Annotated in this window: 12 protein-coding genes; 7 read left to right on the forward strand and 5 right to left on the reverse strand. The window is 41.3% G+C overall.

Annotated elements, in window-relative coordinates:
* Positions 1-8 precede the first annotated feature (8 nt).
* Both EHQ64_RS12175 and EHQ64_RS12180 read right to left on the reverse strand, forming a co-directional pair.
* On the reverse strand, positions 9-494 hold the full coding sequence (locus EHQ64_RS12175) for a crossover junction endodeoxyribonuclease RuvC (RefSeq protein ID WP_135649754.1): 486 nt from the start codon (positions 492-494) through the stop codon (positions 9-11).
* Positions 495-692: 198 nt separating this feature from the next.
* The gene (locus EHQ64_RS12180; RefSeq protein WP_135649755.1) at positions 693-1,442 is read right to left on the reverse strand and encodes a YebC/PmpR family DNA-binding transcriptional regulator; all 750 of its coding nucleotides are present in this window, start codon (positions 1,440-1,442) and stop codon (positions 693-695) included.
* Between the two features lie 1,136 nt (positions 1,443-2,578).
* On the opposite strand from EHQ64_RS12180, the gene EHQ64_RS12185 reads away from it, so the two are divergent.
* Positions 2,579-3,304, forward strand: coding sequence for a LytR/AlgR family response regulator transcription factor (locus tag EHQ64_RS12185; RefSeq protein ID WP_135649756.1), 726 nt, complete (start codon positions 2,579-2,581; stop codon positions 3,302-3,304).
* A 220-nt stretch (positions 3,305-3,524) separates the two neighbouring features.
* Here EHQ64_RS12185 and EHQ64_RS20395 read toward each other — a convergent pair whose 3' ends face one another.
* Positions 3,525-3,686 (reverse strand): hypothetical protein, encoded by a 162-nt coding sequence (locus EHQ64_RS20395; protein ID WP_246048740.1) that lies wholly within the window; start codon positions 3,684-3,686, stop codon positions 3,525-3,527.
* Here EHQ64_RS20395 and EHQ64_RS12190 point away from each other — a divergent pair.
* Together EHQ64_RS12190 and EHQ64_RS12195 are read left to right on the forward strand one after the other, a co-directional pair.
* Complete coding sequence (locus EHQ64_RS12190) at positions 3,673-4,710, forward strand: sensor histidine kinase (protein ID WP_246048741.1); 1,038 nt, start codon at positions 3,673-3,675, stop codon at positions 4,708-4,710. The genes EHQ64_RS20395 and EHQ64_RS12190 overlap by 14 nt on opposite strands.
* A 26-nt stretch (positions 4,711-4,736) precedes the next feature.
* Entirely contained in the window at positions 4,737-6,146 is a 1,410-nt protein-coding gene (locus EHQ64_RS12195; RefSeq protein ID WP_135649758.1) for a pectin acetylesterase-family hydrolase, read from the forward strand.
* Positions 6,147-6,234: 88 nt separating this feature from the next.
* Here the strand turns inward: EHQ64_RS12195 and EHQ64_RS12200 are convergent, their stop codons facing one another.
* The gene (locus EHQ64_RS12200; protein ID WP_135649759.1) at positions 6,235-7,116 is read right to left on the reverse strand and encodes a bile acid:sodium symporter family protein; all 882 of its coding nucleotides are present in this window, start codon (positions 7,114-7,116) and stop codon (positions 6,235-6,237) included.
* A gap of 305 nt (positions 7,117-7,421) precedes the next feature.
* Between EHQ64_RS12200 and EHQ64_RS12205 the strand changes: the two genes are divergently transcribed.
* Positions 7,422-7,958: a PaaI family thioesterase gene (locus EHQ64_RS12205; protein WP_135649760.1), complete on the forward strand. Its 537-nt coding sequence runs from the start codon at positions 7,422-7,424 to the stop codon at positions 7,956-7,958.
* Positions 7,959-8,032: 74 nt separating this feature from the next.
* On the forward strand, positions 8,033-8,815 hold the full coding sequence (locus EHQ64_RS12210; RefSeq protein ID WP_135649761.1) for a hypothetical protein: 783 nt from the start codon (positions 8,033-8,035) through the stop codon (positions 8,813-8,815).
* Between the two features lie 59 nt (positions 8,816-8,874).
* On the opposite strand, the gene EHQ64_RS12215 is transcribed toward EHQ64_RS12210, so the two are convergent.
* The gene (locus EHQ64_RS12215; RefSeq protein WP_135650554.1) at positions 8,875-10,704 is read right to left on the reverse strand and encodes a sodium:solute symporter family protein; all 1,830 of its coding nucleotides are present in this window, start codon (positions 10,702-10,704) and stop codon (positions 8,875-8,877) included.
* A 137-nt stretch (positions 10,705-10,841) separates the two neighbouring features.
* Between EHQ64_RS12215 and EHQ64_RS12220 the strand changes: the two genes are divergently transcribed.
* Both EHQ64_RS12220 and EHQ64_RS12225 read left to right on the forward strand, forming a co-directional pair.
* The gene (locus EHQ64_RS12220; protein WP_135649762.1) at positions 10,842-12,065 is read left to right on the forward strand and encodes an aspartate kinase; all 1,224 of its coding nucleotides are present in this window, start codon (positions 10,842-10,844) and stop codon (positions 12,063-12,065) included.
* 30 nt (positions 12,066-12,095) lie between these two features.
* Positions 12,096-13,151 (forward strand): putative peptidyl-prolyl cis-trans isomerase, encoded by a 1,056-nt coding sequence (locus tag EHQ64_RS12225; protein ID WP_135649763.1) that lies wholly within the window; start codon positions 12,096-12,098, stop codon positions 13,149-13,151.
* Positions 13,152-13,169 lie beyond the last annotated feature (18 nt).

Raw genomic sequence — 13,169 nt, forward strand, 5'->3', positions numbered from 1 at the left:
CTCCGGCATCATTTTTTCTTAATTGATCCGCTCATCGCAAAACCTACATACGCAGAAGCGATTGCATCCCAAGAATCATCGTGTCCCGTCAGATTTTCCATACCTAAAAGTAGTTTCAAAGCGGAACGAATGTCCTTTTTATCTGCAGTTCCGCTACCTGTCGTTCCTTTTTTGATCTGGGACGCAGTCGGCTCCACTGCAGGTATATTATGTTCTCCTAATGTAAGAAGGATCACACCCCTGGCTTCGTAAACCCTAGCCGCTGTGGTGCGATTCTTCGCAAAAAATAATTCTTCTACTGAGGCAAGATCAGGATGATATTCATCCAAGATCGCATCCAATTGTCTACGAATTGCGATCAAATTTACAGGGCTCTTAGTTCCTGGAGGGACTTCGATTGTCCCATAAGTAAGTACTCGAATAAGGGATTTGTCTTTTTGGAGAACTGAGTAGCCGATTCGATGAGACCCCGGATCAATTCCCAAAACTTTCATCGAAAAAGACACTCCGTTCCAAATATTAATTTTTAAGAATGTAGGAACTCCTACGCAGCAGGCAACGAAAACGCCCCCGCCCTGTTTAGGGTGGGGGGAGTGGCTTGTGGGAGAGAACTTTCCCTATATCAGAAATTCCCCATCCTTACAACAAAATTTACCACTATATACTTTTGTAGGAGCTCCTACAAATCAAGTTCAACCGAACTCTTTCTCTAACTCTTCAGAAAGTTCGAAATTAGAGTTCACACCTTGCACATCATCGTGAGCTTCCAAGTTGTCGATCAACTTCATTACTTTTTCTGCAATTTCTTTATCCGAAACTTCTGCGCCAACCAATGCAACGAATTTGATCTCTGATTCTTCCGATTTAATATTTTTATCGGTCAGAGCCGTTAGCACAGCTTCGTAATCGTCGGGAGAAGTAACTATACGAAAAACTTCTCCTTCGTTCTGAACATCTTCCGCTCCTGCGCCTACGGCAAGTTCGAAAAGTTCCTCTTCGGAAAGTTGACCTGAAGCAATTACAATGATCCCTTTTCTTTCAAAGAGACGACTAACACTACCGGTTGTAGCAAGTGAACCGCCTAATTTGGTAAGGATACTTTTTATTTCTGGAGTCGTTCTGGATTTTTTATCCGTTAATGCCTCGACCATGATCGCTGTTCCGCCAGGGCCGAAACATTCGTATAAACATTCTTCGTAAACAACGCCTTCTAATTCGCCGGTCCCTTTTTTAATCGCCCTTTCGATATTATCTTTGGGCATATTGCTCGCTTTCCCTTTTAAGACTGCAAGCCTAAGTCGAGGATTGGTGTTGATATCCCCTCCCCCCATACGAGCAGCAACGGTAATTTCTTTAACTACCTTAGTAAAAACCGCCCCTCTTTTAGAATCTATTGCGTCTTTTTTACGTTTAATCGTTGCCCATTTACTGTGACCGGACATCGGATATCCCCTTAGTTTTTAATACTATATCGTTTAAATGAATACGGGATCAAAGCGCCTATCGAGTCTGAATAAGGCTGCCCGCTTTTTCAACAAAACCCGGATTTTCCAGTCTGTCCATCCTTTTTGGAAGCGTAAATATCGCCCTTCCTTAAGCATAAATAAGCCGACTTACGGGGATAATTGGAAATTATCATTATTTATTCCATAAAAGAAGAATTAATATATTAAGTAATCATAATGTGTTCGATAAAAATTTGGGCGACTCTTCCGCTTCGCGAAAGACCGGGCTACTACGTGCTCCGCGTTCGCTCCGGTCCTTCGGACTCCCACTCGTATCCCTGCCGCAGCGACCCATAGGGAGCGAGGCAACGACCAAGCGTTAGCTTGAGTCGGTGACCGAAGGTCATACGAGTCAGGCCCTTGAATCAAACACAAAGATTTGTATCGAAGACCGTTTTCTAATAGCATACCCTACTCCACCGCAATGACCCGTAGGGAATGAGGCAACAACCGGCTATGCCGAGTTGGTGACCGAAGCGTAGCAAGGTCAAATTTCAAACGGACACACTGCAACAGAACAGACAGGAACTCGCAGCGACCCCTTTGAGCGACCCATAGGGAGCGAGAAGCCCGAAGGGTTGCTGAATACAATGAAGCAAAATCTACAACGGACACGATCAGACTAAATGAAACAAAACAGAGAGCGAGGCAATGACCCGTAATCGACACTATTGGTATTAAATCGAGCTAATGGAGATTGCTATCCAATCGGACAGCAGCGACTTGCTAATGCAGTCGCCTTCCCGCTCCTATTGTCGCAGCGAAGGGTGGTGCCCCATTGCGCAACGGACTCTTCTCCGTATCGCAAAAGTAAAAGAAAATCAATCGTTTTTCAGCACCAACAATTCATGTAGGAATTCCTACAAAACTATTCCCACATCAAACCATTATTCCTTGAATCAGTTTCACATAACGCATTACATAGAAATAATATTTTCACAAAGGTGAATCACGAAAATTCAACTGTTATTAATAACGATTGTTTTACATAAAACAATCCATTCGTCCCTATTCAAATTCTCTTTGTCCCTTGTGAATTGACTCATCCGGAAACTTAGAGTAAACTCCGGTGCATGCGAATCTTAATCGTTGAAGATGATCTATTATCCGCAAGATGTTTGGAAATTCTAACGAAAGAATTTTTAGATGAAAAGAACCTAATCATTCAATCCGTTTCTGATCTGGAAACCGCTTCGGACTATATCAGGAAAAATCCTCTCGATCTGCTTTTTCTAGATATAAATCTTCAAGGAGAAACAGGATTCAAACTTCTGGAAATCGATAGCAGAAGTTTTTTCCAAACCATTATAGTTTCCTCGGAAAGAGATAACGCAGTAAAAGCTTTCGAATTTTCCGTGTTGGACTTCCTACCTAAGCCGATCACGAGAGAAAGGTTCTCCGCTTCCATCCAAAGATTTTTAGCAAATTCCAATTCGTTCAATATAAAGGGGATCCCTTTAAAAAAAGAAGAAGGGATAAATTTGATAGAACCTGAAAACATATTATTCGCAAGATCCGAGAGAAATTATACCAGGCTTTTCACAAAAGACGGAAGTGAGGGAAAAGTCAGAACAACATTGGATCAACTCCAAAAGGATCTGGAAGCCCACGGGTTTTTCAGAGCGCATAGAAGTTACCTAGTTCGTTTGGAAGAAGTAAAAAAGATCCTATTCAAAAGCCCTTCTTCCTATCGTTTACTTCTGAACACGGATCATTATATTCCTGTTAGTCGATCTCAAGGGGGCAAATTACTTTCTCTATTCAAAAATTCAAACTATAGGGTCTTAGGTTTGCCGTGAAAAACTTTTACGTAACGATCCGATTTAGAGCGAAAAATTTTATTCTTTTTATAAAGAAACATTTTCAGATCTTAAAAGAATTAAGGAGCAACGAAGAATTCATCCGGTCAGCGTACTATGAAGTATATTTGATACTTAGGTATCTTTTCCCTTTTTTGTTCGTAGCATATATTCCATTTTCAGTACTGGATTGGACAGATTTTCTAAAAGACTCCGGATATTATCCACTTTTAATATATAATTCGATCTTTCTACCCGGATGTTTTATTTTCTCGACCTTACTGAACTTTCCCATCCTCAAAAGTGAAAGTAGTAGGAAATGGATCGCGATAGCAGGTACATTATTTCTTACTTCCGCCGGAACCGGAATGAATCTGATCATTTTTCAGTTCGGAACGGACCTATCCTTATTCGCATTCACACAATTAGGTATCGCTGTATTACTCAGATATCCGGACAAGATCAAAACCCTGATCTATTTCGCAAATTACGCGATCTTCTTCGTGTGTATGTTCTGGATGGGAAAGAATTCTTCTTACTTAATCCAAAATTTTTTCTTCACAATGATCATGACGATCCTACTGGATCAGATCAGCTTCCTCACAAAGGTGAATTCTTTTCATAAGGAACAATCCATTCGTGATCTGAACAGAAAGTTAGTGATGGAATCCATTAAAAAATCTGAAATATTAAGGATCGCGATCCACGATCTTAAAAGTCCTGTGACAGGAATATTAAGTTTGGTCGGGCTTTATACCAGAGAACCGAGCCCGATTACTACTACAAACAGATCCAGCGTAACTTATGCGGATCCTCCGGAAATACTAGATCATATCGATAGAACTTCCCGAAAGATCTTAGAATCTATCGAAGACGTGCTTTATCTAGCAAGCTCTGCCGATATCGAAACGATAGGATATCAAACTCAAAAAATAAATCCGGAACTATTATTAAGATCCGTTTCTTCTAATCTAAACTTCTTATTCTCTTCTAAAAGTATCCGGATAGAAGATGGACTTTTCGGATACGATTTTTTCTTCCAAGCAAACCCACAGATACTGTATCGAGTCTTCGATAATTTATTAAGTAATGCCGCAAAATTTTCTCCTGAAAATTCAGAGATATCCGTTTCAAGCAGACTGATCTTCGAATCGGATCAGAAAATATTGATCATACAAATAGAAGACTCCGGTCCCGGATTTCGGCCTGAAGACGAAAAAGATATGTTCAGGGAATTTTCTATTCTTTCGGCAAAACCTACTGGATCCGAATCATCGAGCGGGATCGGCCTCGCATTAGCAAAAAAACTATTGGATCGTATGGGAATACGGATCCGCCTAAGCAACTCAGAAAGTAAAGGAGGGGCCAAGGTAATATTAGAATTTCCGCAATCTAAAGCGAAATAGGGAGTTAAAACTGGAGGCAAAATAAAATGAAAGATGTGAAGAAAATTTGGTTAGGAGGCCTGGTTCTAGCGTTATCCGTAACAGCTTTTTCCTGTACCCCCGACCAAAAAACTGATAATGTACAAGATCTGGCACTTCTCGGAGGTTTATTAGATCCTTCCGAAAAAACAGGAGGAAATTTATCCGGTTTGGACAATACGGATCCACAAGCACAGGGAGTATTGGACGATCTAACAAGTTTGGTCTATGGCTCGTACGATGTAGTTTATATCCCGGGAGCAGTATGTAGTAACGGAACTCCATACAAAATTTTCGTGGATCGTGCAGATGGAATTCTGGATTGGCTACTTGGCAATTCGAGCAGATTGTTAGTTTACTTGGAACCAGGAGGAGCTTGTTGGGATTACGAAAGTTGCACAGGACAAACAGGTATTCGTGGAGCTGCAAATCCAAACGGTATCCCCGATAATCATATGAACTTCGGGGACTTTATCGATCCAAACGTTCCGGGAGGAAGTCCAAATGCTGCGATCTCTCCGATCATACTAAGAAACCATCCTACAGGACAGAACGTTAAAACTTCTTCATGGAATAAGGTCTTCATTCCGTATTGTACTGGGGATGTTTATTCCGGAAACAAAGTGGCAACGTATTCGGATCCTACCGGGCAAAATCCTCCGATCACCTATCGACATGTAGGCGCTAAAAATATGGAATTGGTCATCAACTGGCTGAAGAACAATTTCAATAAGCCTAAGGAAATGTTCGTTTCCGGATGTAGCGCAGGCGGAACAGGATCATTGATCAATTATCACTTCATTAGAAAAGCTTTAAGCCCTTCTAAAAGTTATCTATTGAACGATTCCGGGCCGATTTTCCCTGCTCCTGGCTACGGGAACCAATGGCCTTTACAGCAAAAGATCAAAGAAGCTTGGAATACGGAGTATTTTATCAGCAAAGCTCAACCTGATTTCCCTTCCGTGGATATACGCGCAGATTTCGGAAAGATCAGCGAGGCCTTAGCTCAAAAATATCCGAACGATAAATTGGCGATCACTCTATTTAGGAGAGATGCAAATTATTCCATGTATTCTTATGCAAGGTTCTATGGACTTGATGAGAATAATCCTGCGGATAAGGAATATATCATCTCCACTTTATGGGGACAAGATATAGAGAATCTGAAGGCGCAATACGACAGATATCCGAACTTAGAATATTTTATTCCATACTATCGAAGTATCAACGAAAGTCATTGTACTTCCATCGTGGAATTTACCGGGACCGAGATCAACAGTACCGGAATTACTCTAGGAACGTTTATCAATGATTATTTGTTGGGTAGTTCCACATTCAAGAGTTTCTTTGAAAGTGTGAATCCAAACGATGCAAACGTAACAAATTTCTGGTTCGCGCTAGTTAACCTTCTACTCTAAACTGAAAAGGCGGCTCAAATGGGCCGCCTTTTTTTCTTCTTACGGATCGGATCTCTTCTCTAAAGAGAGTAGCCGTAAATAATTTAGATCAACTTAACTTTTCTTCCGGCAAAGGTTTTACATATCCCCAGAAAACTGCCATTAGTAACCCGGTGATGTACATCCAAATACTAAAAATCGCGGAAGGAAGAGCAACCTTAGGCCCGAAGAACTGAATGGCTAGGGTCATTCCTAAAGTTGTGTTTTGGATCGCAACTTCTATCGAAATCGTTCTAGCCTGTCTTTCACCTATCCTCAGAATTTTAGGCACTATATAACCCGCTGCGAATCCGAATGCGTTATGAAGGATAACTGCAAATCCAACCATAGCGACCATATCCATAAAATTATCTCTGTTTTTGTAAGTTACAAAAGCAACTACAAAGACCAAGAACAGAATGGAGAAAATCTTATAAGGTAGCTCGATCTGTTTCGCAAAATTGGGAAACTTATGTTTTACCGCCATACCGATCGAGATCGGAAGAATGATGATAACCACAACAGTTTTCAACATCTCTACGAACGAGATTTGCATTACGCTTGATCCGGTAGAATCCAATAAAGATCCGAAAAATGCTACGATCACCGGGGTCAAAAGAGGACAAAGAAGTGTGGAAAGCGCAGTGATCACTACTGCAAGTGCCACATCCCCTTTCGCCAAATAATTGATCAAATTGGAAGTAGTTCCGCTCGGACAAGATCCTACAAGAATGACACCTAACGCTAGCTCGTAATCCAAGCCTAAAATTAGAACGACTGCATAAGCAGCTAAAGGCATGATCACAAAATGTCCGATCGTTCCCACCAAAGTCTGGAGAGGAGTCGTAAAAATCCTTCTAAAATCACCGATCGCAAGCCCGAATCCCATCCCAAGCATGACAATCGCTAAAAGGGCCGGCAATAACCCTTTTTCCACTGCACCTAATTGCATATTTCTCTCCTTAACATAACACCTGTTTTATTATCTTTCCGTCGGACCACGCCGAGATTTTCCCGAAATATGTTACTTATCGAAGCCTCGGAAGTGAAAAGCTTTTTTTGAACCGTTTCTTTTACGAATCTATAGGATAAAGAGTGAATTGAAGCGATTTACCAAACCAAAATGTTTGAACTCCTACACTACAAATTTCCCCTAAGAGTACCGGCTATCTCCAAGATCTGTTCTGAAACCAAACAAACATTTTTAGTTTGACATAAAACTATTAAGAAAAAGAAGAAGGGTAAACGGAGGGCAGTATGACGGAAGGATCGATCTTTCTGGCACTAAAGAAAAACTTATTCTTGATCGCATTAGAAAAATGGAATTTATTTTTATTCAATAGAATGATAAAGAAAAATTGGCCTATGTATTATCGATTAGGCGTAAGGTTCAAATCCGTCTCTGATGATCTTAAAAAATTGAAGGTCGTCTTCCCCTTCAATAGGAAAACAAAGGGATTCGGTGATACACATTTCGGAGGAGCTATATATGCTTTCGTGGATCCATTGTATGTATTTTCTATCTCTAAAAATCTTGGTCCCGAATATCTAGTATTGGACACAAAAGCCGAAATCGATTTTTTAAAAGCAAGCAACTCGGATCTATATGCGGAGATTGAGGTCTTAAAAGAAGACTTAGAGAAAATGCAAGAAGAGTGTAAATCCAACAAAAAGACGACTAGAAAATACTCGATCGAAGTATTAGATGCAAATTTTCAAAAAATCGCGATCGTTCAAAAGACTATCTATATTAGGGCTAAAAGTAGGTTCCTAAAAACGCCAGAAAAACGTTAAATTATTATAAAATTCGGTTGAGTGATCCGTAAAAGATTTCTTTCTTCTCATATCAAATACCCCAAGAGTTATACATGAGCGAAGAACTTGAAAAGGACAAACAAAGATTTTTTACCCTATGGTGGGCCTTCTATTGGCGTAACGCGCTGATCTCGATGGGAACCATCGTATTTGCATATCTGGCAATAATAGTATCCGTAATCCCAGGTATTTTTTTCAAAGAATTGTTATGGTATATAGTTCCGTTATCCCTTACTCTATTTACTGCAGGAACTCATATCAGTTCTATACTTGCCGTAAAGATCTTATTAGATAAACCTTTCGGCGATTTTAGATTAGCTCTCGTTCGGAATGAAGAGTTGGATCCGGAATTCAAACCATTTCCATGGAAAAAAGGTTTTGCGATCGGTTATGGTGGGATTTTTTTATTTTCCTTTATCATATCCATGGCAATTAAGATCGCCTACCCTCATATCGAAAGGTTATTGGATTCCGACCCGGTCGCCCAAGAAGTATGTGCGGATGAAAACAAAAATACTCCATATACGATCGATCCGGATAGTAAGTTAGATAAAGTAGAAGCAGGGCCCGGAAAAAAATGTGCCTATTATATTACCTTAGTCAAAACGGAAAAAAAGGACATTGAAGATCTAGATTCCTGGAAAGAACAAATGCAGACAATCACCACAAATGCTGCATATTCGGATAGAAAGATAAACCGAAAACTTTTCAGCAAGGGTCTTTCTTTATTATACAAATACCATGATAAGAATGGAGATTTTCTTTTTGAGATCTTGGTAGAACCGCCGGGTTACGACTCAGATGATTCGGATGATTCCGAGAATTCCGAAGATTGATATTCTAAAAAGACGGGTGTCCCCACCTGTCTTTACTCTTCCTTCTTCTTTATAAAAACTTAATGCGGATCCGAAATTAAATCTTTCATCTCCCATAATCTGAAAACCAAATATCCGGAAACAGCTCCGGCAAGTAAGAATAAGCTTCCGTATAAAAACTTTAGCTGTAATAAATATCCGATCCCGAACAACCAAGCATACAGACAAAAAATAGCCAAAAGCCAGATCCGGACCCTGAAATAGAATTTTTTGCGAGAGTTTGATCCTCCCCATTTTCCCCAGAACCCGAAAGGTTGTAATTTCGAAACGAAACTATCCAAAACTTTTTCAGACACAGGAGGAGTTAAAAAAGTCACGACTATCGAAACAATCACACTTCCTAAAGCTGTAAAGAATAGAAGATAATCCGCATTCACATCCGGATATACTTTATATAAAATTAATGAAAGAAGGAGAGCAGTTCCCATTCCGGATAATTCAGTCCAGGCATTTGCTCTCCACCAGATCCATCTTAAGATCTGAGGCAAACCTAAACCGGAAGCCATCGCCAAAAAGAATTTCCAAGCAGAAGCGATCGAATTCATTTGTGCAGCGACTAAGATCGCAATCCCTGCCATCAACACAACTGCGACCCTCCCCGCGATTACTGTTTCCTTATTCCCTGCATTCGGTTTTAAAAATCTCAAATACAGATCATTCACTAAGTAACTTGCTCCCCAATTGATATGAGTATCCGCAGTCGACATGAATGCGGCCATCAAACTAACGAATACCAATCCCAAACAACCGGCAGGCAAAACGATCTTCATTAAAACGGGATACGCAATCTCTCGATCCGTTTGTACAACAACTCCTTCGGCCTGAAAAAGATCCGCCTTCTCCAAAGGAAAGACTACCAGACAAACAAGTCCTGTCAAAACCCAAGGCCAGGTTCTCAGAATAAAATTCGCGATATTAAACCAAAGAGAACCCAATTCCGCGTCTTTCGGGGTTTTAGCAGTATGTAATCTTTGGGCCAGGTATCCGGATCCGTCCGAATGATATTGGATCCACCATTGAACACCTATGAATATTAGAAAAACTTGGATCGGGAGTCCATGATCTTCTTCTCCTATCCTAGGCCAAAAAGATACGATGGATTCCGATTTGCCGGGATACAAGGATCCTAATTTAGAATACAAACCTTGGAGCCCGCCCACATAGTCTATCGCAAAGAAAGCAAAAAGGATCGCCCCGCCGATACCCAATGCGAATTGAAATAGATCCGTCAAGATCACACCTTGGATCCCGCCCATACTGCTATAAAACACTACAACGGAAAATAAGATGAGAACAGTGAGGGTAGTATTCAAATCTCCTAATATTAGAAAACTTGGCCAATGAGCCGAAATGGACCCGAAAACTTCCGGACCCAGTAGAATATTCCAGTCCAAAAATGGAGCGGTGATCTTGGACATCGCCTTGAAGACCCAACCAAGAATGATCGAATTAAAAAGAATACTTAAGAAAAATGCCTTGGAAGCCCTGAGGATTGCAGCCCCAGTTCCCGAATATCTGAGCTCAACAAATTCTACGTCCGTTAATACTTCCGCCTTTCTCCAAGAGGCCGCGAAAAATACGGTAATGATCAGATATCCTATGGCCCAACTCCACCAGAGCCAATTTCCTCCCACACCATCTTGAGCGACCATCCCTGTAATCACCAAAGGAGTGTCCGCGGCAAATGTAGTCGCGACCATAGAAGTCCCGAGCCACCACCAAGGAAGTTTTCTGTCCGCCACGAAGTAGGAACTCAAACTTTCTCCCGCCTTAGAAGAAAGAAGAAGCCCTGCCGAAAAAGCGAAAACGATATAAGCTAGGATCAGATACCAATCAATAGGAGAAAAAATGGGGCCCCCCTTTCTCCCTTCCGGGAGAACTCTCCATAAAGATCGGTCTACTTCCCTTGAAAACAAGGATTCTTTCGGCCGATAGGATTTGATTTCTCTTGATCCCCTCTCTCAGCCCAAAAAGATGGTAGGCAGCGATGGCAAACATAATCGTCCAAAAGTACGGGGGAACTTCTGTAGGAACTCCCGAACGCATCCGGAACGTAGCCGGAAGAATCAAACGTTATCATGATGAAGGAAACCACGTAGTAGTTGTTGTCTCTGCAATGGGTCACACTACGGACGAACTGGTAGATCTTGCGGATAAGATCACCAAAAATCCTCCAAAAAGAGAAATGGACATGTTACTCTCCACAGGAGAGCAAGTTTCTATCGCACTTCTCGCAATGTCTCTTTGGGATATAGGAGTCCCTGCAAAATCTTTCACAGGTTCCCAGGTCCGAATGATCACAGACGGGAATTTTTCCAATGCCAAGATCCAAAGTGTGGATCGAGAAAGGATCGATCGAGCTCTAAACGAAGGGAACGTAGTCATAGTCGCCGGCTTCCAAGGGATAGATAAAGACGAAAACATTACCACATTAGGAAGAGGTGGATCTGACACTTCCGCAGTTGCGTTAGCCGCAGTGCTTGGCGCGAAAGAATGTGAGATTTATACGGATGTGGACGGGGTTTATACCGCAGATCCTAGAGTAGTTCCCGGGGCTTCAAAACATTCACAGATCACTTATGAAGAGATGTTGGAACTTGCAAGTTTAGGCGCAGGCGTTCTACACTCCAGAAGTGTGGAATTGGGAATGAACTACGATGTAGTAATACATGTGCGCTCCAGCTTTAATAATAATCCGGGTACTTTGGTTGTAAACGAGGACAAAATAATGGAAAAATTGAAAGTAAGCGGAGTGACCGCAAAAAACGACCAAGCCAGGATCACGATCGCAGATGTTCCGGATAAACCGGGACTTGCAGCGGTCCTTTTTGGAGAATTAAGTTCCAAAGATATTCTAGTAGATGTGATCGTTCAATCTTCTCCTTATAATGGTCGAAACACTATTTCCTTTACCGTGCCTAAAAAAGACCTAGGTCAAGCTCTTCCGATCCTTGAATCTTTCTCCGGTTCTCAAGGAGCTCAAAAACCTGAGATCAACGAAGAAATTTCAATCGTTTCGGCAGTAGGGATCGGGATGAAATCTCACGTGGGAGTAGCGGCCCAAATGTTCAAAGCTTTGGCAGAAAAGGAAATCAATATAGAGATGATCTCCACTTCAGAGATCAAAATATCCTGTGTAATTCCAAGAATTCATGCAGAAACTGCAGTAAACCGCATCCACGAGACCTTCGGTCTTTCGAAAAACGGTTGAACTAAGGAGGTTCGAGGACATCCTTTCCCTGTGTTTGGAGTTTTTCCTCGATCCTCAACTGTATATTTGCGTAAGTTTTTCTTACTTACAGGAATCGTTTGTTTAAGCGCATTCAACTCTTCCGTTCAATCTGCTGAGTCTTTAAATAAGATCATAGCTACAGTCGGTAACCAATCCATCAGCGAATTGGACTTTGACGACGCTCAGGAAAAATACCAAAAACTCACCAAATACCTCAAAAACGAGGACATGAGAAAATCCCTTAGAACCAGGGTCATAGATTTTCTAATAGATAGAGCCGTTGTGGACTCTATTTCCGAAGATGAATCCATTCAGGTAAATGAAAAGAGGCTCGAAAGCGAGATCGAAAAGAGAATGGAATACATGGGACTGACCTCTCGCAAACAATTCGAAAAAGCGGTAGAGACCAGTTCCGGAATGTCTTATGAATTATGGTACACTGAACTTCCTTTCCAAATCAAAAAGACCCAGCTCATGCAATACAAGGTCCCGAATCATCCTCCTTCTGATAAGGACATCCGAGCTTGGTATGCTCAAAACAAAGAAAAAGTAGGATTCGAAGTCCAGTATAGACAGATCGCGATCTCACCTACGAACGATTCCATGACGGAAGAATCCAGGATCCACAAAGAAGCGACAGAAATTAAAAAAAGTATACTAGCCGATCCGGCTTCCTTCAGTTTGATTGCAGGATCTCCTCGCAACACAGATGCGATATTAAGAGCCAGAAAAGGACTTATGGATTGGGTCTCTTCTTTCGAATTATATAAAACGAACCGATCCGTTGCGACAGCTGTTGCCTCCGTTCCAGTAGGAGCGGTTTCGGAAGTTTTCCGGGACGAAAGAAAGCGTTATTGCATTATTAAGGTAGAAGGAAAAAGACCGACTCCTCTAGAAAACGTCCGTCAAGGGATCGTGAACCTATTAAGCAAAGAAAAAGAAGACGAAACTTTTTCCAAATGGGTAAGAGAATCTAGGTCAACTGTGCCGATACAGATCTTTGACGACGTTTATAAAAAAGAGAATAAGATCCCAGACCAGCAAGAAACCTTCACCTTAGATTAAACTCGAAAATAGAAATCG

The organism is Leptospira sarikeiensis (assembly GCF_004769615.1).
GTDB lineage: Bacteria > Spirochaetota > Leptospiria > Leptospirales > Leptospiraceae > Leptospira_B > Leptospira_B sarikeiensis.